General features: G+C 37.7%; 12 protein-coding genes. 1 reads left to right on the forward strand and 11 read right to left on the reverse strand.

Annotated elements, in window-relative coordinates; translation table 11 throughout:
* Nucleotides 1–79 precede the first annotated feature (79 nt).
* From RCG22_RS06620 to RCG22_RS06670, 11 genes are all read right to left on the reverse strand, one after another.
* On the reverse strand, nt 80–2,920 hold the full coding sequence (locus RCG22_RS06620) for a family 78 glycoside hydrolase catalytic domain (protein ID WP_308106256.1): 2,841 nt from the start codon (nt 2,918–2,920) through the stop codon (nt 80–82).
* Between the two features lie 69 nt (nt 2,921–2,989).
* Complete coding sequence (locus RCG22_RS06625) at nt 2,990–3,883, reverse strand: carbohydrate ABC transporter permease (protein ID WP_308106257.1); 894 nt, start codon at nt 3,881–3,883, stop codon at nt 2,990–2,992.
* Nucleotides 3,883–4,749: a carbohydrate ABC transporter permease gene (locus RCG22_RS06630; RefSeq protein ID WP_308106258.1), complete on the reverse strand. Its 867-nt coding sequence runs from the start codon at nt 4,747–4,749 to the stop codon at nt 3,883–3,885. The genes RCG22_RS06625 and RCG22_RS06630 overlap by 1 nt, the downstream gene beginning before the upstream one ends.
* 86 nt (nt 4,750–4,835) lie before the next feature.
* Complete coding sequence (locus RCG22_RS06635) at nt 4,836–6,161, reverse strand: ABC transporter substrate-binding protein (protein ID WP_308106259.1); 1,326 nt, start codon at nt 6,159–6,161, stop codon at nt 4,836–4,838.
* A gap of 242 nt (nt 6,162–6,403) precedes the next feature.
* Nucleotides 6,404–7,732 (reverse strand): ABC transporter substrate-binding protein, encoded by a 1,329-nt coding sequence (locus RCG22_RS06640; RefSeq protein WP_308106260.1) that lies wholly within the window; start codon nt 7,730–7,732, stop codon nt 6,404–6,406.
* Nucleotides 7,733–7,757: 25 nt separating this feature from the next.
* Entirely contained in the window at nt 7,758–9,245 is a 1,488-nt protein-coding gene (locus tag RCG22_RS06645; RefSeq protein ID WP_308106261.1) for a response regulator, read from the reverse strand.
* Nucleotides 9,246–9,249: 4 nt separating this feature from the next.
* Nucleotides 9,250–11,016, reverse strand: a complete 1,767-nt coding sequence (locus tag RCG22_RS06650; RefSeq protein ID WP_308106262.1) for a sensor histidine kinase — start codon at nt 11,014–11,016, stop codon at nt 9,250–9,252.
* 241 nt (nt 11,017–11,257) lie between these two features.
* Nucleotides 11,258–14,701, reverse strand: a complete 3,444-nt coding sequence (locus tag RCG22_RS06655) for a glycoside hydrolase family 3 C-terminal domain-containing protein (RefSeq protein WP_308106263.1) — start codon at nt 14,699–14,701, stop codon at nt 11,258–11,260.
* Between the two features lie 423 nt (nt 14,702–15,124).
* A complete protein-coding gene (locus RCG22_RS06660) occupies nt 15,125–16,693 on the reverse strand; it encodes an alpha-L-rhamnosidase-related protein (RefSeq protein WP_308106264.1) in 1,569 nt (522 codons plus the stop codon).
* Between the two features lie 11 nt (nt 16,694–16,704).
* Nucleotides 16,705–19,386: a family 78 glycoside hydrolase catalytic domain gene (locus tag RCG22_RS06665; protein ID WP_308106265.1), complete on the reverse strand. Its 2,682-nt coding sequence runs from the start codon at nt 19,384–19,386 to the stop codon at nt 16,705–16,707.
* 54 nt (nt 19,387–19,440) lie between these two features.
* Entirely contained in the window at nt 19,441–20,046 is a 606-nt protein-coding gene (locus RCG22_RS06670) for a YesL family protein (protein WP_308106266.1), read from the reverse strand.
* Between the two features lie 167 nt (nt 20,047–20,213).
* Between RCG22_RS06670 and RCG22_RS06675 the strand changes: the two genes are divergently transcribed.
* Nucleotides 20,214–21,776 carry a response regulator transcription factor gene (locus RCG22_RS06675; RefSeq protein WP_308107106.1) on the forward strand — a complete coding sequence of 521 codons (1,563 nt, stop codon included), beginning with the start codon at nt 20,214–20,216 and terminating at the stop codon, nt 21,774–21,776.
* Nucleotides 21,777–21,876: the final 100 nt, after the last annotated feature.

Below are 21,876 nucleotides of genomic sequence, written 5' to 3' on the forward strand. Positions count from 1 at the left end.
TCTTTGTATATTTTTGTTTAATTACCATTTTTGTCACAAAAGTTATTTTGTTTACTTTTGATTATCCGAAAAAACAGACCTAAAAGGTCTGTTTAGTTTCACCATTTATCCTAACTCTAGTATTTTTAGTTACTGTAACAAGTGCTTCTACATCCTCAGGCAGGGTAATTTGCAAATCAATATACTCCCCTGCATTTTTACAATAAATATCAATCTTACCTTGTGGAATGGGTACGGATCCTTTTATCCACTTCAATCCGTTTAAGTTTGGAGAAATAGCTACTTTGGTAAATCCAGGCTCTAATGGTTTTACACCTAAAAACAGATTTCCAAATACATAAGTTGGGGCTGCGGACCACGCATGACAATGACTGCGGCTATAGTCCCCTTCAATTAATTCCCAGCCTTCCCAGCATGTAGTTGCGTCATTTTCCAGCATATAACCATAAATATCCCTGATATTACAGAGCACCATTTCATTTTCATCTAATCCCATTAAAGCTTGATAGTAGAAAAAGAGAACAAAAGGACTCTTCATTTGGACGATACTCTCAGGGGGAGTTATTAAGTATTTTTCTATAACAGCTTTACGCTCTCCATCAGCGCAATCTGTTAAATAGACCATTAGATTTGTTTGAATACTACTAATTTTAGAGCCCTTTCCATCCTCATGAATGCTATCAATAAAAACTTTTTCTTCTTCATCCCATAGATGTTCGTTAATCGCTTGTTTCAATTTATCTGCCAAAGATAAAAACTTCATTTCATCTTCATTTTCCCCTAGGATGGATGCTATGTAAGCAGTTTGTCTCAATGCATCAACCAAGAGAGCATTTTGATGGGTTACGATTTTATGCTCTGTATCCATCGGTGCCCAATCTAACATATTCCAAGCAGAGATTTCTACTAAACCATCTTTATTAATAAATTCTTGGAAACGTTGAACCGTTAGCTTTAATTCGGGATAAATCTCTTTGATAAATTCCAAGTCGCCCGTGTATCGGTAGTATTCACGGCATGCCTTCATCCACAAAATCGACCATGCGGTCAGTACATTCTGCCAGCCACTTGGAACATGTGATTCTGGAAGCGGGGACCGGTAAACAGATTTAGAAATTAACTTTAAACAGCGTTTGACTAAATCATAGTTTCCAAATGTATAGTAATTCATTAGGGAAATGTTATAGGAATCGCCAGTCCAAAGTGCCTGTTCATAGGCTGGACAGTCGATGATTGTATCTTGCGCACACATTCGAATGGTATGTTTTGAGATATCCCAAATTTGGTTTAATAGGTAATCTGAACTGCAAAATGATCCTATGTTTCCAGTCGGGAATGTCGTTACATCTACTTTAACCATAAATATTTTACATGGTGTTTTTAAGTTTCTTATCGTCAGTAGCATATATCGGAATCCTCGTGGAATAAATGACCGATACACTTGGCGACCGTCTCTTGAGACATATCTTAATGAATTGTTCAAGGAAAAAGTATGCTCGATCCTACCATCTTGGTGGATACTTTCAAATAAAAAGAAATCAAAAATGGTTCCTTTTGCAGCTTCCACCTCGAATTCGATATGACCCAAGTATTCCTTGCCAAAGTCAATAAGATATTCTGTATCCCCTTCTTCCTTAGGTGAGACATACGTAAAACTCTGATTAGCTAATACCATATTCTGATGCTGAAAATCGATTGGATATGTTTTCAGGTCATCTTTAAAAATAGAAAGAAGGCTTACATTGTCAGTACAAACATGATCGTTTTGAATAGGTAACGCCCACTTTTTAAACGCTTCCAATTCGCTTAGGTTTGATACTTGCTTCATTTCTAAATATTCCTTAACGAAGGGAATTGAATTTTGGAAATAGTTTCCTATTTGAAGTTGAGTGTCAGAAAAAAAAGGACCGATCGCTAAAAATCCAGATTGACTTTGGCCAAATGGTGCTTTCAAATCGATTTTATCAGGGAAATCAAAAGTAAGATGCATCGTTGGTTCGTGAAAAAATCCGCCCACATCAACGATTAATAAATTAGCACCTTTTCTAAGTCTTACTTTTTCATATTTTCCATTCTTCGTTTTATACCCTTCTCCATTAAGGGTGAATTCCCATTTAGCCTCTGCATGGGCATCAAAAGTCAGCGTGATTACCCCTTCAGTATCTTCTTTTGAATGGAGTTCCGTAACTAAATAACCCTGCATAAGTTTTCCAGAATTACAATCCATTTCACCGGGGAAATAGGTCGGTTTTAAATCAATCGAATAATGTTGTGCTACAGGTCTCACCGCTTTTAACGATTTTACACTATGCGGAAAGATGGGTTCATTGGTTAAATGGGGAATATCCCTAGGATTAAGGTCCATCCATGGGCTTATCCCATACGGACCAATGATTTCTGCATTATCCCATTCTGAATCGTCAAAAGAAAGCTGTTCCCAATCACAAGCAAATCGATTGGCATTATAAATTTCTGCCCAAGATAAACAATTGGACATTTTGACTGATTCTTTAACAAAGCCATTATGGGTGGCAGTCTTCCACTTCTCATTGGATAGTAGCCGACTCATCACCTGGCCATTATTATAGAAATCAATTTGCGCTAATAACCCGCCGCGCCCTTCAATATAATGCATCGTTCCCATTCCATAATGATTAACCAAAACAGCAATGACATTTACCCCTTTTTTTAGGCCATATAATTCATATTGATCATAATACCATTCCGAGGTCCAGCCCCGGACAGGACCTGATCCAATTTGTTCCCCATTCAGGTAAACAAAATATTTCGTATCGGCTGAGATTGATAATCTAGCTGATTCATATTCCGAATTAACAGAAAAGGTTCTTCTAAAACAAGTCCATTGATTCCTCGGATGCTCCCCGCTCCTATCCCAAATCCAGTTTGCTTTCCATTCCATCGTTCTACCTCCCATGCGTAAGACCCAGTTCACTCAGACTGAATTCCCCGGGCCCTTTTTATTTTCCCCCTACTTAACCGACCCCGCTGTCATTCCGGCAACAATTTTCTTGTTAAAGATAATAAATAGGATAAGAGGTGGAATAGAGATGACTAAAATATTTGTAAAAAGTAAATTCCATTTCGTAATGTACATACTCATAAAGTTATAGAGTGTTAACTGTAATGTCGCGTTTTCCGAACCTGGAAAGAAGTATAAGGGATTAACAAAATCATTGTAGACACTCACTGCTGTTAGAACAACAACTGTAGCTGAAACTGGTTTTAGCAATGGCAAAATAATATGAAAGAATAATCGAAACCTCCCACACCCATCAATTAATGCAGCCTCATCGAGAGATTTAGGAATCGTAACCATAAACCCACGAAACAATATAATCGTAAACGGTAAGTTCAGTGCCACCTCAACAAGGACAATCCCTGGCATTGTTTTAAATAGACCAATTTCTTGGAGCACCCAAATGGTTGGGACAACTGCTGGAGGGATGATCAGCCCCGCTAGGATTAAAAAGTTTATAAAGGGAGTTATTTTTGATACTTTACGTTGTAATACATAACCGGCAGCTGCACCAAGTAAGATTAGGAGAATAATTGATAATCCCGTGATCATCACACTGTTATAAAAGGCACGAAGAATCATTCCATCTCTGGCACTTAGGACCTCTTGTAAATTCTCGATGATATGGGAAGCACTTGGCCAATCCATATTCAACAATGATGATTCCTGGATATCTTTAAAGGCATTTATAATAACAAAATAAAAGGGTATTCCAAAAATCCCCAATGTCGCGATAACTGCAATGCATTCAACGAGAAGCTTCCCTAGCTTTTTACGTGTCTTCTCCTTGCTTTTCTTTAGAACTATAGATTTTGTTTCTAAATTACTGACAACAACTTTACTCATTACAAGTCCACCTCTTTACTATTGAGATAAGCATATAGAGGGAAGGCTAAAGCAGAAACTAATACAAATAAAATGACATTTCCAGCTGTTGAAAGGCCAAAAAAACCTGACTGGTATTGCTTATATATAATCGAGGCGATCAGGTCGGTACTAAAACCTGGTCCTCCTTTTGTCATTGTCCAGATTAAATCAAACGAACGTAATCCGCCAATAAAAGATAGAATGATAACAGTATTCATCGCTGGCCGGCTAAGGGGTAAAATGATACTCTTAAATTTATGCCATGCATTTCCTCCATCAATCATCACTGCCTCATAGTAGTCTTCTGGAATCGACATAATCCCAGCAATAAAAATGACAGTTGCCATTCCGACGCCTTTCCAAACATCCACCACTGCAACAGATAATAGAGCAATCTTCGTATCTCCTAGCCAGTCCGGACCAACAATTCCCATACCGTTAAGGACAATATTGATAAGTCCTTGGGATGGATGCATCAACATGGTAAATGCAATACCAACGGCAATTGTACTTAACAAAGTGGGGAAGAAGATCATTGAACGAATAAAACCGACTGTTTTTAGTTTTGAACTTAGGAAAACACCGAGTAAAAGGCCAAGAACTACTTTTAAACCACATGTTATTAACGCGTAAATAAGAGTATTTTTAAAACCGATATTTAAAGAAGGTTCTGATAAGAATGTTTTAAAATTTTCAAAACCAATAAATTTCCAATCGGTTAACGTCCACCATGTCATACTGAAAAATAGAGACATGATGGTTGGCAACAAGAAAAAAACAAAATAAACAATGCCCGCTGGCAATAGGAAGTAATACGTATATGTTTTATTTGATAACTTATTCATCTATTGCTCATCCCTTCAATCCTATATAAAATACTGGCCCTGCTAGAAATTAGTCAGGGCCAATAAATGCATAGATTAAATAAATATTACCAACCTTTAAGGCCTAGTTGTTTTGCTTGTTTTTCCACATCTTTGTCATATAGCTTTGCACCATCTAAAGCTGAGCTGATTCCACTACCCACTTGTGTGGTAATTTGCTCAAGATTAGGCCCTTTAACCGGGCTAAGGAATTCAAGAGCTGGAGCAGTTTTTCCAGATTCAAAATATGGAAGCATGTCCTTAACTGCCGGGTAAACATCGTCAGAAAGCTTGATACCCTTTATCGCAACTGGTCCAGTCGGTTTGATTTTGGATGTATATAAATCTATACCTTCCTGAGAAACATAGAACTCTAAGAATTTCTTTGCCGCATCGATATGCTCACTATTTTTATTGATAAAAATTCCAGCAGGCATCCACACCGTTAAACCGTTCTTATCAGCACTATCGCTTGGTTGTGGGAAGAATCCAATATCCTGCATTTTGTCTGGGTAGGTTGTCGCAAGATTAGCCAACGCGAAAGTAATCATCGGGTAGTGCGCACCAGTACCGTCAGCTAACATTTTTAAACCTGCATCATAGCCAGTGGCAAGGAAATCCTTATTTAAGTAACCTTTTTTATGCACTTCTGCTAATTTCTCGAAACTACGAAGTGCAGCAGGTGTTGTTGCATTTTTTGCTTTATTTGCCGTAAAGTCTTCTGCAAAATTCGGATTTTCTGCCAAGACATTGTAGTTATCTGCTAGATAAATTACTTGCGATGTCCAAGTATCTTTATACGTCCCAATCACTGCCGTTTTGCCAGCCTTTTTAATTTTTTCGTTATTAGCCATCAATTCATCCCATGTTTTAGGAACAGAAAGACCAAGTTCTGCGTACACCTTTTTATTATATAACCAGCCTCCTGCATTGGTTGGGGTGCCCGGGATTCCAAACACTTTTCCATTTGAGGAAACTGCTTTTTGGTAATCGTCCATGATATTTGCCATGAAAGGTTCTTTACTAAGGTCAACAAAGTTTTCTTCTGGGTTAAGTGCCTGTAACTGTGATCCTGAGTTATTCCAAACTAAATCTGTCATATCACCAGTAGCTAATCGAGTTTTAATGATATTATCACCCTCTGAGCCACCAGGACGAGTCTCAATTTCTACTTTTATATTATTCTTCTTTTCAAATTCACCGATAATCGCATTAATTCCATCTAATTGTGTTTGATTGTCAATTAAAAAGGTTACTTTTTCTGTTTCTTTACTATTATTCTTTGCACCACCCGAAGTAGCTTCTTCTTTATTGCTGCATCCCGCTAAAATACCAGCCATTAGCGCACTGCTAAGCAATAACGAAACCATCCTTTTTCTTTTATTTTGGATCATCTTTTCTCCCCCTCTTAAAATCTCTAATCATAACCACTAAGATTTTCTGTCGAACCTTAGTAATTAACTTAATTTTAAGCGCTTTCATATAAATATTTAAGTGATGCATTTTTTGGAAATACGTCCGTTTTTTTTGGAAAATTATAATAATTAGAATATATTTTTGAATACTGTATAGTTTTTGAGATAAAAAAATAGCCTTTCTCTCATTGAATGAAAGAAGGACTATTTTTCTCTGGAGTTTACCAGCCTTTAAGACCCAGTTGCTTTGCTTGCTTTTCTACATCTTTATCGTATAGCTCTGCACCAGCCTTTGCTGAAATTTGTCCACTGCCTACCTTTATGGTAATTTGCGGTAAATTTGGACCTTTTAAAGGACTGAGATATTCAAGGGCGGGCGTTGTTTTTTCCTCATTAAAATAAGGAAGCATATCCTTAACTGCGGGTATAGTATTATTTGGGATATTTATACCTTTGATGGCAAGCGGACCGACAAGACTCTTCTCATCAAGGAACGTTTTCACACCTTCGGAAGAAACAAAATAGGCTAACCACTTTTTGGCCGCTTCTATATGCTGAGTATTCTTATTTATATAAATTGCAGCAGGCATAAAAACAGTCAGTCCATTTTTATCAGGATCGTCTCCAGGCTGAGCAAAGAATCCAATATCTTTATATTGATCTGGATAATTTTTTTTCATCGTCGAAAGCATTGCTGATAACATAGGGTATTGGACACCAGTGCCATCTATGAGCATTTTCAAACCGTCTTTATTGTCAGCTGACTTAAAGTCCTTATTTAAAAACCCCTTTTTGTAAACCTCCGCTAATTTTTCAAAGCTTCGTAATGCCGCAGGTGTAGTAGTAAATTTAGCTTTATTAGCTGAAAAATCTGCCGGAAATGTTGGAGCCTCAGAAACAACATTATGATTATCAGCCAGAACTATTAGCTGTGAAGTCCAGTCATCCCTATACGTACCAATGACTGCTGTTTTACCAGCGGCCTTAATTTTCTCACTATTTGCGATTAATTCATCCCAAGTCCTCGGAACAGAAAGACCCAGCTGTTTATAAACCCTTTTATTATACAGCCAGCCACCAGCAATAGCGCTACCGATTGGGAGCCCAATGACTTTTCCGTTAACAGTAACTGATTTTTTAAAAGGACCTAATATTTTTTCCATAAACGGTTCATTTGATAAATTGACAAAGTATTCCCCCGGATTAAGAGATTGTAAAAGAGAACCAGAATTATAAATAACCAAATCGGCCATATCTCCCGTTGCCAATCTAGTTTTCATTACCTGATGACCTTCCACTCCGCTCGGACGTGTTTCAATTTCCGTTTTTATATGATATTTTTTTTCAATATTCGCAGCAACGGCCCTAATCCCGGTCTGATCCGCCTGATTATCTATTAGAAGAGCTAAGGTAACCTCTTTTGAATGCGTTGATATACTTCTATTGTTTCTGCTGCAGCCTGCTAAAATAGCAGATAATAATAGTACACTTGATATGAATAACAATATTTTTTTATTGGTTAACATACTCATTTCCGCTCTTTCTCTCATCTGTTTTGGTTATATTTTATGAGTATTAAAAAGAATCTCGATATTGACCAGGATTTACCCCTGCATGTTTCTTAAATAACTCAGAGAAGTGTCGATAGGTATGATAACCCACTTTTTCACTTACATCCGCTACTTTGTTCCCCTCACGTAGAAGTTCCTTAGCCCGCTCCATACGCAACTTAGTCAAGTATTTAATATATGTTAACTTCATTTCTTCTTTAAAAAGAAGGCTAAAATAGGTAGGATTCATCCCAACATACGCCGCAACATCTTGTAAAGTCAAATCCTTTGCAAAGTTTATGTCTAAATACGTACAAGCTTTTTCTACTGCATCATGCTTTTTATCTTTTCTTATCCGAAGGAACCAGTCCATAATCATTTCCATTTGGACTTTAAGCCAACTGAACATTTTTTCTTTCGTATTCAGCAATCTTATGTCTACGTGCGGCAGGTAATTTCCTTGACTTATTTTTGAAACATCTTCCCCTGATTCTTTGGCTACTTCCAATCCTAGATAAATTAGTTTTAATATTTCACGTTCGATCACATCTGGGTTTAAGCGTTGTAATTGAATTTTGCTAATAAACTCATCAAGTTGTTGGAAAAGCCCTGCTTTATCACCCGTTCGTAAATAGAAAATAATTGCTTCTTCTAGTTCTGATAGATCACCGGGTATATTAGGGTTTTCTCCAATTTCCTCAAAACGTGTCCATTCTCCTTGTTCCATAAACTGTCCATATCGTAAGGCCTGTAATGCTTCTTTGTAGCTTTTGGAAGCATCGGTAAGTTGATGATAAGTCCGTCCAGATCCTAATGTTATGCCGTATTCGCTCGGCCAATATAATAACTGATTCATCCATTCTATCGAATCATCTTCAAAATGATAAATGACCAGCAAGTGGTCTGCACCATTTCGAATATATACAGGAAAGTAAGAAGAGTAACTTAATAAGTCAGGACTTTTTTCTGAGAGAGCCAATACGGTAACCGCCACGATATTCTTCGCTTCTTCCTCAAAACTTTTCCGCCACTTAGGTAACGCCTCATCCCCCTGAAGAAGTAAATCCAAGGTTGATTTTTCAATCAGATCGCTCCGACTATCCTCCCATTTTTCCTCTAGGGAAAGAACTGTTTTCTGATGATGTAACTTATCTAGAATTTTCCGAATGGTATCCTCCATGATTGGGATGGTGATCGGCTTTTCTAGATAGTCTGATACCCCTAGTTTTAAAGCCTTCTTTACATATTCAAATTCATTGAATCCGCTGAATACCACACATATAATCTCAGGAGCAGCCTCGAGAATCTTTTCAACAACCTCTAAGCCGTCCATTCCAGGCATGCGGATATCCGTAAAAATAATATCAGGAGAATGGGTTTCAACTAAGTCGATGGCAGCATACCCGTTATTAGCAGTACCTACCAGTTCAATTCCGTACATTGACCAATCAATCATCTTTTGCAACCCTTGAAGAACAATGTATTCATCATCAAATATGACTGCTTTTAGCAAACCATTACTCCTCCTTTGCAACATCACGAAAACTAATCTCGATACAGGTTCCTTCATTTATTTTACTTGTGATGCAGAGTGTACTGTCTTGCCCGTAGAACAATTTGATTCTCTCATGTACATTCTTTAGACCATAGCCGCTTTTTGTTTTCTCTAGATCCTCGATTCCCACTCCATTATCCCTGATGATAAATGTGATCCAACCCCCAGAGATGCTGCCAGTTAACTTAATTGTACCTTCCCCAACCTTTGGCTCTAGTCCGTGATAAATAGCATTTTCGATAAACGGCTGTAGCAACAGCTTGAGAATGCGTTTATCTAGTAGAGCAGAGTCCACATCCTCAATGTATTGAAAACGATTCGGATAACGGAAATTTTGAATCGTCATATAATGGTGAATATGCTCCAACTCCTTTGATATCGGAATCAGATCTTCTCCATTATTTAAACTTAATTTAAAACTTTGTGATAGGGCTATAGTAATTTCTGCGATATCTTTATTGTTTTGCAGAATAGCCATCCAATAAATAGAGTCTAGTGTGTTGTATAAAAAATGGGGTTTAATTTGAGCCTGCAATGCACGAAGCTCTGCTTCCCGCTCTTTTAACTGTGAATGAACAAGCCGCTCATTTAATACCTTATTTTCAACTGTTATTCTTTGGAATGTTTCCCCAATGACACCAATCGTGTCACTTTCATTATTTTCGCCTGATCCCCAAAGCCCTTTAGCCCAATCAACCGTCATTTTCTTTAATTGCACCCATGGCCGTGCCACTGTGCCTGATAGAATATAAGAAATTAATAAAGCGATTAAAGCGATAATCGTAGAAATAGTAATGGTTATGATTCCAATTTTATTAGATTGCTTTAGCAGTTCCTTTTCTTTTGTTATATTCGCAAATGTCCATCCGGTTGTATTATTCGTGTAACTACTAATTAGATAACCATTTTGTTCTAGGATTCGAAACATGGATAAGCTACTCTTCCCTAGAGAAAATTCCTTATTCAATGTAGTAGTATTATTAAAAACAGTAGTTACTCCATTCTTAGAGGAATCGATAACAGCCATCACACTGTTACCCTCATCATTTAAAACTCTAGAAAACATTGATTTTTTAATATTGACCACTAATAAGCCAATTTGCTTGGGGTTAAACACATTTTGTGGGTCACGTAATAGTTTAACGGAAGAAAAAGTAGTATTATCCTCTTTCTTTACCAATACATTATAACTAAAGAAAATAGGCCTCCCTTGCGCCTCAACACTCTTTTCAAACCAATCCGAATGAAGAATCTCCCCGTACCTATTGTTCGTGTCATAGCTGCCAATGCTATTATGATTTCCAAAACAAACAGGGCGAAAATGAACATCAAATAAACAAACAGAATCGATATCTTCAGTATCTATAAAATAACTAGAAATTAAATCTTGCATTCGTTTAGTCGTATTCTCATCTATTACATTCTTTCCTACTTCTGAAAAAGCAGCACTGTCCACTAATTCTTCGCGGACACTATTGCTCCATGAAATCACTCGTTCCATATTAATGATATTTCGAAATAAAAGGTCAGCCACTTCACTAGAGGTTCGAAGATTATTTCCGGTGGTTTCTACCTGATTTTGAACAAGTGTATTTTTAGCGATATTGAAGGAAATAAACCCTAGTAATAAAAGGGGGAATATGGATAAGCAGAGCATTATTAAAAAGTATTTGTATCTAATTTTGTCACTTCGAAAGTGATTTTCGACTCTTCTGAATACTCTTTTCATAATTGTCCACCCTTAACTTGAATTACTTATCCACTTTCAAAAAGCTTTGCCTTTTTTATAGTTTAATATTTTCATCATAAACCCAAATGAAAAGCATTTCTATATGTAAACAGAAAAATTCCTTTGTTTTTATTTGTTTACTCGCTAAATAATGTTAATTTACTTCCGTTTTCCAATAAACTAATCAAAATACCACAGCCCATGCCTTCAGGCATGGACTGTGACTCCTATATATTCTGTGTTATTTTACCTCGAATGCTAAGCTGTCAATTCGAAGGTCTGGTGATTCAAATACAACATAGAGCGTATGCTGCCCTTTCGGTGCATTTTTACCCAAATCGACAGTTACATTTGTATAGCCCAACTCGTTAACTTGCACTCCGGCATTGTCAATTGAGTACGTATTTTTCTCAGTCTTTGGAACATTGATTACGGCATAAGGTGCGCTATCCACGGAATCAGCATGTAAGGTTATTTTACCGCCGCTACCATCCGAAGCAACGGATGCTGTTACTGATCTAGATCCAGTTAACACTACTTTTGGAAGTGCCACCCACGAACCATTTTGTTTAGAACTAACAGCATAATATCCGCCAACAACCTTCTTCTCTTTTAAGTTTTGAGCCGTTCTGGCTTTAGATACTTCGTGATAGAATACCTCATTCGAGGCAAACGAATGGTCGAAAACATTAAACGGTTTATTTGTTGGGAGCGCTGCAAGGGAGTCTGCAGAAATTTCAACTTGTTTTTCAGCTCGGATGTCCTGTGAAGAAGATCCTGCCATAAGCGCATAATCCCCATCCTCTACAATGAAACCACCTGCATTTACGTCCCAAATAGCAAAATCCTTTGGATTGACGGAAAGAGTCACTGTTTTTGTTTCTCCAGCAGCTAAGGATACTTTATCGAATGCTGCTAATTGCTTTTGCGGTGCATGAGTACCATAAACAGATTTTTTATTTTTGACATATAGCTGAACTACTTCGGAAGTGCTTACCTTTCCATCATTTTTGACTTTTACTGTTACATTGAAAGGAGCCTTTCCGTTAGCAGTTTTCGGTGCAGTGAAATCACTGTAAGTAAATTTACTGTATGATTTACCGTATCCGAACGGATACGTTACCTTTGCCTTCGTATACATATATGTCAGCTTTGATTCCTCTGGATCGGCATTCGTCATATCCACTGTATAACGAGGATCAACCCCATCCAAAGTCACTGTCGTATTCCCTTCAGGAATCGAATACTTATTGATTGCAGGGAATGCGGACATATCTGCATACCATGTTGAAGATAAACGACCAGTCGGTGCATAGTCACCATACAGAACCTGAGCCAAGGCGGAAGAATCGTATTGACCACCATATGGCTGGTAAAGAATCGCAGATACGTTTGGATTGTTTTGAATCCTTTCCATACCGACAGGGAAGCTAGACTTTACTACAACCACTGTCTTTTTGCCCTGCTCGGCAAAAGCGGAAGATACCTTATCAACTAATTGGTAATCAGCATCGCCCATATTCAAATCAGAGCGATCAGTGCCTTCGCCTGCACTGTGACGCGGAATTGCGCCGACAAATACGACGGCGTAATCGTCTGTTTCTGCGCGTTTAACAGCATCTGAGCCTACTTCCTTCACAACTGTTTGTTCAAATTTGACATCATTATTTCGGTTGGCTGCGTTTGCTTTGTTTGTGAGTGTTGTACCCGCGGTTTTCAGTTTACCATCTGATCCAGTGGTAATAAAGCGGCTGTTAGCGTAATACCAATTTGAAAAGTCTCCGGAAAATCCTGTTCTATAACCGTTGGCAATCAAGGATACAGTTTTGTCTGAATTCTCTTCGACCCGGATTGTTGGTGGAATTGTACTTGTACTTCCTAGCATCTCAGCTAGATTCCAATCATTATTTGTTAGGTTTAATGCTGTATTATTTGTATTTGCAATAGCAGCATTCGCACCAGTCGGTGATGATACCCAACGGCCATTTTTTTGTGAACGTAAACTGTAGCCCTTTTGTCCCCAATCAAACACTTCAAACAATTGAGCAGGATTATTTCCATCCACAGGATCTGCCGTTGTTACCAGCTGAGAACCTGTTGTAACATCCGCAGCATTTCCATCAGCCGTGACGGTTTGGCCGTTTAGCTTGGATTTCAATGCTACGACTTTAGCTCCAGAAGCGTATGATACGTTATTAGCCCCATTTGCTTTTATAATTGCCAGTAACGGGGAGATTCCAGAGTTTTCGATAGCTGGTGTCGTTCCTACAGAGTAAGTCGTTTTGAATCTTGAATCCGCATATACTCCAGAAACAGCCGCTTTCTTGTTCTTTTCCAGTGGCAGAGTACCATCGTTTTTGAGCAATACGATGCTCTCCTGTGCGGCACGTAACGCCACTTGTTGATGCTCAGGCGTAGTAAAAGTGGCTGGTTGCGCCCTCACGTCCTTAGCTTCTTGAACGAATGGGTAATTCTTTGGAATTCCGTTTTGGTCCACTTCGTTAAAGATACCGACACGAACCATTTGATTTACATGTGGACGGGCAGCCTCAATAAGGTCTGCTTTGGTAAGGCCATATTTCCCTTGTTCGACGGCATTCACGATAGCAGCAACATCATCTTTTGCATTCTGTTCGTTGGGACCCGGGCGTCCTGCGTTCGCTTTAGCCAAAATCATTAAGATTGATGCGTTGGTACGGTCTGTTGCATATTTCGTATCGTACCCATTCCCTTGCATACCTTCTTGGAAGACGAGTTGGTCACCATTAAAATCCGGAGAGCTATAGACTCCGTACTTCGAAAAATTATTGGCATGACGTTGGTACGGAGAGAGAATGTTTGGAATCCCGTTAGTTCGACCAAACGAGGTCATCACTCCCCCGACTGATCCAGAGCTAAGCGCTTTTAAAGGACTCTTTGTCTGATATTCGAAAATTGACCGTGCGCTAGCACTGTTACTAGATGTTTGACGGAACCACTGCGCGTTATAAACGGAAAAATGCTTCGTTCCTACCACTGCTCGTGTCCAAAACCCATTATCACTCTTTTCTTGATCGGTGCCGCTTAGACCAGCTGCCATGCTATCGACCATCGTTGCAGCCATATTTGGATCTTCTGAAAATCCCTCGTCAAATCTTCCGCTTAGCGGATTAATGCGCATATCGCTGACAACCGTGAAGGCAACGGTGGCAGAAGCATTTGCACCGCCGTGAATATTAGATTCACCTTGTTTTACTTTTAATGTACTTATTTTCTCACTCCCCATTACTTTTCCGATATCAGAAAGAAGAGCTTTGTTCCAGGTTTGTCCCATACCGACTAGGGCCGGGAAATCAGTGGATACACCTTGAACGTTGTCAGCTGCAGAAAGAGCACCAGGTATAGCTTTCCCGGCATTCGGTCCCCGCTGTAATATATAATGATTCCTTGAACCTGTAGCATAAACTGCTGGTCCTTCTATGCCCGTATAATCAAAATAAGCATCGACATATGCATCAAGATGCTTAGGAACACCATCAAACAATGGCATCCCGTCAAATACCCCGCCGACTTGTTTATTAAATACGGGTAATACTTCTGCTTTTTTCGAAGGTGCATTGAAACCAACTAAACCTGCAGCTAGCGTCGTAACAAGCATTAAAGATAAGGTTCTTTTTCCCATCTTAAAGAGGTGGGATTTTTTCATAGATTCATTACCTCCCCTGAGTATAAAGCGCTTCCAATTTCTAAAAAATAAGGACCGGTCTCCTATACGAATATCATAGCCTGCACGATAATAGTTCGATAGTGTCTAATTTTTCTGATTTGTGTACGCATTTTTCAGAATGGAATAGATAAACATAAACAAGTAACATGAGATTTGTCCTAAATGAAGGACAAAAAGCTCCGCTGGAACGGGAGATTTGTCCTTCATAAGCGGGATGAAGGACAAAAAGCTCCGCTGGAACGGGAGATTTGTCTTTCATAAGCGGGATGAAGGACAAAAGTCTCCTCTGGAACACAAGATTTGTCCTTCATACTTTTTCAAATAAACAAAGATTACTAAAACAGCAAAACAAAAAGAACAACCAATAATAATACTTGGCTGTCCTTTCAAAATAGAGTCCTCTTATAAGTTATACTTCCTTATTAAATATGTTGGCGTACAGCTCCACGCATGGCAATAGCTGTTGATTAGATGGCTTCCATAAGGGGAAAAGTCTTTATTCTTGGGATCATATAATTCCCAAAAGGTATCAGCTCCATCTCGAATCATTCCACCCCAGTAGGTTTTCATTTCTGCAATTGCCTGCACTTTATCTCCTGAAATCAACAATGCTTCAATAAGATGATGATACATATATGGAGTAGCAATACCAACAGAAAGATTTTCTGTTAAAAGGCGCTTCATAAGTTTATTATTTTCTTCCTTTGGCAAAACACCGGCAAGCACCATCCATATTTGGCTTGCCCAAGATACTTGACGATCCGAACCACTTACAAAAAATTGCTGCTTATCATCCCATAAATGGATTTTGGTAGCTTCCACAATCTCCGTTAAACGGTCTATCAGACTATCCCTTTCAGGTACATTTAATTCTTCTGCAAGACGTATAGCTTGCTTCATCGTATAAATCAACACGGCTTGAGACGGAGTTTGTTTGTTTAATCCTTCCTGCCAATCAATGAAAGACCACCAATCGGACGAATCTCTCAAAATATTATTTTTATCCAATCTTTCAAGGGCAAGTTCAACCTGGCGATAGGCAGTTGGCCACAGCTCTTTTAATGTTACTAGATCGTTTGTTGCTAAATAATAATCATGTAGTGTTCCCACAAAAAATAAGGAATAATCAAAAAGATAGGTATCATCGGCAACGAGCTCAGGAGCAACAAAAACATTAGCGGGAACCTTACCTTTATCATCTGGAACACCTGCAAAAAGGTAGAGACACCGTTTAACTAGGTCATTATTTCGGAATGTTTCATAGTTTGCTAGGGCTTGTAATCTCAGGTCACCGAGCCAAAGTCTGCGATCGCGTTTTGGCCCATCTTCAAATACATCCTGCATGCAATCTGCAAGTGTTTTAATACTAATATCATCTATTTTTTGAAGTTCCTCATCCTGATGTAAACTCTTTTTAACCGTACTTATATTGGCCGAAGTAACAGCTCTACACTCCACATTTTCAAAGACAACTCGATATTTAGGTGATGTATCAATCACGTCAAACTTTACATATCTAAAGCTGTAACGACGAGGCAGTGAGATAACAGCTGGCAATACATCAACAAAAATAGTCTCTTCCTGCAACCATGAACTACTAAGCCATCCATTATAGTTTTCAAAAGGTTCGGCCATCTCAACTGGCATCTCCCCAATGGTGAGTTTTAGTTTGAGCGGCGCATCAGGCGGACTACCAGCTGAACGAATCTTTACGGTTAGATACCCAACCTGATGACCACCAAAATCTAGAACAAACGAATCATTTTTCCCATATTCAGAGTCTGTAAGAGATGTAGCCGGTGCAACAGTCTTCGATTTCCAGCCATGAATTACTTGTGAATCCGCTTTTATTTCTACGATTGATGAAGGCTTTACAATTGTTTCGTGAAGTTGTGGCTTTAATTGTTCCGCTGTTTCAATAAATTTTTCATTCCTTACAATCACTTGATTTTCTAGTTTTTGAATACTCATGCCGTTATTCCCTACCTTTCGAGTTGGATCGAGTAACTTCCCGATCCTACCATACAAACTAAACCATCTGATGTATCTGAAACTGAAATATTATTTTCTTCATCTGGAGTGAGTGACTGAACTGTTAACTTTTCTTTTTTACTACCATTTAACAAAATCTTGGCTGTTGTATTTACTGGAATCTCCACATAAATGTCCGTTTTTTCTTCTGTTCGTTCCCAAGAGCAAACAATCGTACCATAAGGAGATTCCAATGAGGCCTTTGCTGAAGACAAGCCATACTTCGAAATATGTGGCTGAATTTTTATTGTCCTATAGGCTGCTTCCTCAAGGTCAATACCCGCTACATATCTGTAAAGCCATTCCCCTATTGCCCCATAGGCATAATGATTAAAGGAATTCATATCGTCACTCCAGAAGGACCCATCTTCTTTGATACCATCCCAGTGTTCCCAAATCGTAGTAGCACCTTGTAAAACAGAAAATAACCACGAAGGATAGCTTTCCTGTAAAAGCAAACGTAGCGCCGTTTCATGATAACCATTTTCAGATAATGCAATACATAAATAAGGAGTACCAACAAATCCTGTAGATAAATGATAGTTTTTATCTATTATCAATTGGTTTAAGTCGGCTGCTATTTGTTCACGAATCTTTCCATCTACTAGATTAAACACCAGTGGAAGGATATGAGCCGTTTGAGTATTCGCCTTCATTTTCCCATCAACTGATATAAATGTTTTTTGAAATTCCCGAATAATTCCTACCAAATGCTGATCATATTTCATTACATCTTCCTCTTTATTTAAGACATGTGCAGCATCTCTTAAGATTTGAGTAGAATAAGCATAGTAGGCAGTTGCCACTAAGTGTTCGGGTGTCGCTCCGAAATAGGGATCTTCTTCCGCATCAAGCGCCAACCAGTCACCAAAGTGAAATCCCGTATTCCAAAGATTTGGATTTGCTCCTTGTGCTCGGATATAGTCAACCCATGCTTTCATACTTTCATATTGTTCCCCTAGGAGTCTTTCATCTCCAAAGGTTCGATAAATAGTCCACGGACAAATGGTTACAGCGTCACCCCACGCTGAAGAGGTATAATTATAATCCCCCCACATTTCGGAAATGTAGTCTTCAATAACGTCTGGAATCACAAAAGGGACCGTTCCATTTGCAGTTTGATCGCTTTTTAGGTCCCTAACCCATTTGGTGAAAAACGGAGCCACATGATAGTTGTAAGCTGCCGTTCGAATAAATATTTGTGCATCACCAGTCCATCCGAGGCGCTCGTCTCGTTGCGGACAATCTGTTGGAACGTCAACAAAATTTCCTCTCTGCCCCCAAAGAATGTTGTTATATAATTTATTGACTAGTTCATTCGAGCTCTCAAAATATCCCGTTCTTGGCATATCAGAATGTATGACCTCTCCTACAAAGTAGTTTAGCAACTCTTGTTCAGATAAGCCTACTAAACCTTCTACTTTGACATAACGAAAGCCTTGAAAAGTAAAATATGCTGCATATGAAACTGGACCATTACCATTGGATATATACTCAACCTTTTGAATGGCTTGACGTAAATTGCCTGTATAAAAATTACCTTCTTTATCTAAAACTTCCGCATGGTATAAAACAACCTTCTCACCCACCGGTAAGTTAACATTCATTCGAACTCTGCCAACCATGTTTTGTCCCATATCAAGGATGGTTTCGTTCTTTGGAGTTTTAATAACTGCAATAGGCTTGATAACTTCTGTTACTTTTGTAGGCCAGTTTTCTTGAGAAACAAGTTGGTTAAATGGGAGTTCACAAGCCCTTGTATTTTTCCAGACAGAGTCATCCTCAATGAGCCAATCCTTTATCTCTAACCGGGCATCGTAAGTTTCACCTGCATAAAACTCTGATAATAAAATAGGGCCTATCGATGATTTCCACGTTGGATCTGTCATAATTACCTCTTCTGTTCCATCCTCAAATAAAAGGTGCAATTGCAAAAGAAGTGCTCGTTCCTTCCCATAGATATTTCTTTTTGAGAGCCAGGTTAATTCCCCTTTATACCAACCATCTGCTACCATGGCGCCGATAACGTATTGACCAGGAGATAACATGTCTGTAATGTCATACGTCTGATACTGATGACGATGTTTGTAACTGCTCCAACCAGGAGCAAATAAATCATCACCGATTTTTTCATTATTCAGGTAAAGATCATAAAGCCCGGCAGCTGTTCCATAAATCCGGGCGGACTGAACCTTTTTTTCAATCAAAAATGATTTTCGAAATACTGTAATAGGCTTTGATTCCTGATTAAAGAAAGCAGGGTCAGGAGTGATCCATTTTGCTTGCCAATTCTCTGAAGACATTAACCCAGTCTCAAACCAGATAATGTCGCTCCAATCTGATTCACAACCATAATTATCCCAAACACGAACACGATAATAATAACGGGTTCTTGATTTCAAATCTGGTCCAGCGTATGGAATATGAATAGATTGCTGCGATTGATGCTTACCTGTATCCCATAATAATGGCTTCTCAAATCTCTTTTCTGATAAAGAAACTTGAATTTGATAGAATTCTTGCATTGTATGATTTTTATCAGAAGTTAGTTTCCATGAAAACCTTGGATGAGAAAGATCTGTCCCCAATAAAAAATCTCTGTATTCACATGTCAGCGTGTTTAGTTTTAGCACACCACTCTACCTCCCCTTGTTTTCACTAATATATTTGAAGCTATTTTATAGACATCAATTTTTCTCCAAAGCTTCCAAAATAATAAATTTTTTATTTATATGCCAATAAGTAAGGAATAAACAAATGCTAGAGAAAAAGAATACGAATATAACAGGAAACTTATAAGCAATAAAAAATATCATATATATACAAATCATATTTAATAGGGTTATGTGGAATTTATAAAAACTAAATTTCACAGCATTCATCAGTAACTGTTTATTTGTATAGTAGCCGTTAACCATTAACGGAAACACATGTAAAATCGCAGCTATATAAAATACCATCATAATGCAAAAAAATAAATATAAAGCAATTCTTAGATTCGAGTGGATTTGTGTAGTAATTTGGAAATCAACATAAAGTAACAAACCAAATATAATGATGAAAATACCGACTATCATACTTTGTCTAAAATTTTCTCTAAATATTTTAAAATATGTTGAAATGATTGGTGGATCATTCTTTTTTATCCATTGTCTTGAAACCCCAAAAGCAGCAGCTAAAGAAGGGAATAATGTAATAATTGGAATACAGGTAATTAGGAAAAGAATGTTTAATAGTGTGAAGTGATAAATCCAAACACAGGTGCGATATAAAAAGCCTTCTGTCGAAAACATCGTTTAACCCCCTTCATCTTTTTTATTCTAGACATAGCTTTCCCAAATAAATCGTCTTCCTATTTAAATTATAACGTTTCAAGCAGTGTACTTTATTTTGTCTTTTGGGTATATTATTTTTAGGTTATAATGAACGGATAGTATTCGATAAAGAAGGGGATGAGACCATGTATACCTATATCATTGTTGATGATGAACCTCTAATTAGAAGAGGGATGTTAAAAAAATTAAAAGCGTTTTCAGAGGAAGCCCAATTTGTTGGGGAGGCGGACAATGGCATCGATGCCCTGGAATTAATCCGTGAAGTAAATCCTGATATTATATTTACTGATATGAGAATGCCAGAAATGGACGGAAAAGTTTTCTTAAAGACACTACAAAATGATTTCCCCGAAAAAAAGTTAATCGTCATAAGCGGTTACAGCGATTTTGAATATATGCAAGAAGCCATCTCTGCAAAAGTTGTCGATTACTTATTAAAACCTTTTAATCGTGAAGAAATTCATTCCGCCTTACAAAAGGCCATAAACTTAATTAATCAGGAACGCGCCTATCAACTAAAGCTGGAAACAACTGAGACGGAAAATGAAAAGATAAAATATCAGTCTGACTTACAAGTTTTAAATAACGTAATCTTAGGTATCTCGAAAAATTTCGAACCGAAATCTACTATATTTCAAACCTTTGATGAAAGTCATCAATTTATATTGTTTACACTTTATTCAACTATCGGTCTTGTTGAATATTTAAATAATCCGGTTTTAATTGAAAATATAAGGACGAACGGCATTATTAACATACCAAATACCGAAAACGATAATATTTATTTCTTTCTTTCATACTATGAAAAGAATGCCAGAGACCTCCAACAATTAATAACATTGAAAAGTGATCTGCTTTATGAAAGTGTTAGCAGCAGTGGAACTCCCAAAGATTGTATCTATCTAGGAATCAGTAAAACCAAAAAAACATTATTACAGTTAAATGAGGCGTATACCGAAACGATTTCGGCATTAAATAATAGAGTGGCAACGGATATAAACAACATCTTGTTTTATCTTGAAGGACAAATAAACACATTTGAAAATCCATACTGGGAAAAAACCGATGAATTGCTTTTTCACATTGAGTCAGGACACACAGGCAAGGTTCTTGATCTTACCACCGAGTACTTTAACTTTATATGCGAAATACCAGCCTTAACTATTTTTTCTCTAAAGAATTTATGTAATGATTTAATCCATGAAGTTAGAAATATGCTTTCAAATTACTTTGATTCAATAACAAAAGATTCTCCTTCCTCTAGCTTCGAATCCATGCTGGAAACAGTATTTGACATTGAGTCCATTAAGACATACTTCTTTCAAGTCTTACCCAGCTTAACTGAAGTGTTTAGAGAAAAGAATATTTACGGTTCGGAAAACCTCATCGACAATATAAAAACGTATGTAATAAAAAACTATAACAAGGAAATAACGCTAAATAAAATATCTACCTTGTTCTTTATCAATCCAAGTTACTGCAGTTACTTATTTAAAGAAAAAACAGGTGAGAATTTCAATGATTTTGTTAATAGAATAAGGATTGAAAAAGCTAAGGAACTGTTAAAAAGTTCTCCAGAAAAAGTCTATAAAATCGCAAAAACATTAGGGTATGATAATACGAAATATTTTTTCAGAGTATTTAAAAAGGTGACCGGTTACACCCCGGAAGAATATAGAATGATGTAAAAGAGATAGCTGAATTACTGCTATCCCTTTTTGATTCTTTTATTATTTTAAAAAAATGTTTAAGGTATACTTTAATTAGGTTTATACATCTGGAGGCTAC

It is taken from the genome of Neobacillus nitrireducens, assembly GCF_030915405.1.
Classification (GTDB): domain Bacteria; phylum Bacillota; class Bacilli; order Bacillales; family Cytobacillaceae; genus Neobacillus.

Bases quoted from the DNA above. Each gene is read 5' to 3' on its own strand.
- RCG22_RS06620 (WP_308106256.1), bottom strand. From the start codon at position 2,920: ATGGAATGGAAAGCAAACTGGATTTGGGATAGGAGCGGGGAGCATCCG.
- RCG22_RS06625 (WP_308106257.1), bottom strand. From the start codon at position 3,883: ATGAGTAAAGTTGTTGTCAGTAATTTAGAAACAAAATCTATAGTTCTA.
- RCG22_RS06630 (WP_308106258.1), bottom strand. From the start codon at position 4,749: ATGAATAAGTTATCAAATAAAACATATACGTATTACTTCCTATTGCCA.
- RCG22_RS06635 (WP_308106259.1), bottom strand. From the start codon at position 6,161: ATGATCCAAAATAAAAGAAAAAGGATGGTTTCGTTATTGCTTAGCAGT.
- RCG22_RS06640 (WP_308106260.1), bottom strand. From the start codon at position 7,732: ATGAGAGAAAGAGCGGAAATGAGTATGTTAACCAATAAAAAAATATTG.
- RCG22_RS06650 (WP_308106262.1), bottom strand. From the start codon at position 11,016: ATGAAAAGAGTATTCAGAAGAGTCGAAAATCACTTTCGAAGTGACAAA.
- RCG22_RS06655 (WP_308106263.1), bottom strand. From the start codon at position 14,701: ATGAAAAAATCCCACCTCTTTAAGATGGGAAAAAGAACCTTATCTTTA.
- RCG22_RS06660 (WP_308106264.1), bottom strand. From the start codon at position 16,693: ATGAGTATTCAAAAACTAGAAAATCAAGTGATTGTAAGGAATGAAAAA.
- RCG22_RS06670 (WP_308106266.1), bottom strand. From the start codon at position 20,046: ATGTTTTCGACAGAAGGCTTTTTATATCGCACCTGTGTTTGGATTTAT.
- RCG22_RS06675 (WP_308107106.1), top strand. From the start codon at position 20,214: ATGTATACCTATATCATTGTTGATGATGAACCTCTAATTAGAAGAGGG.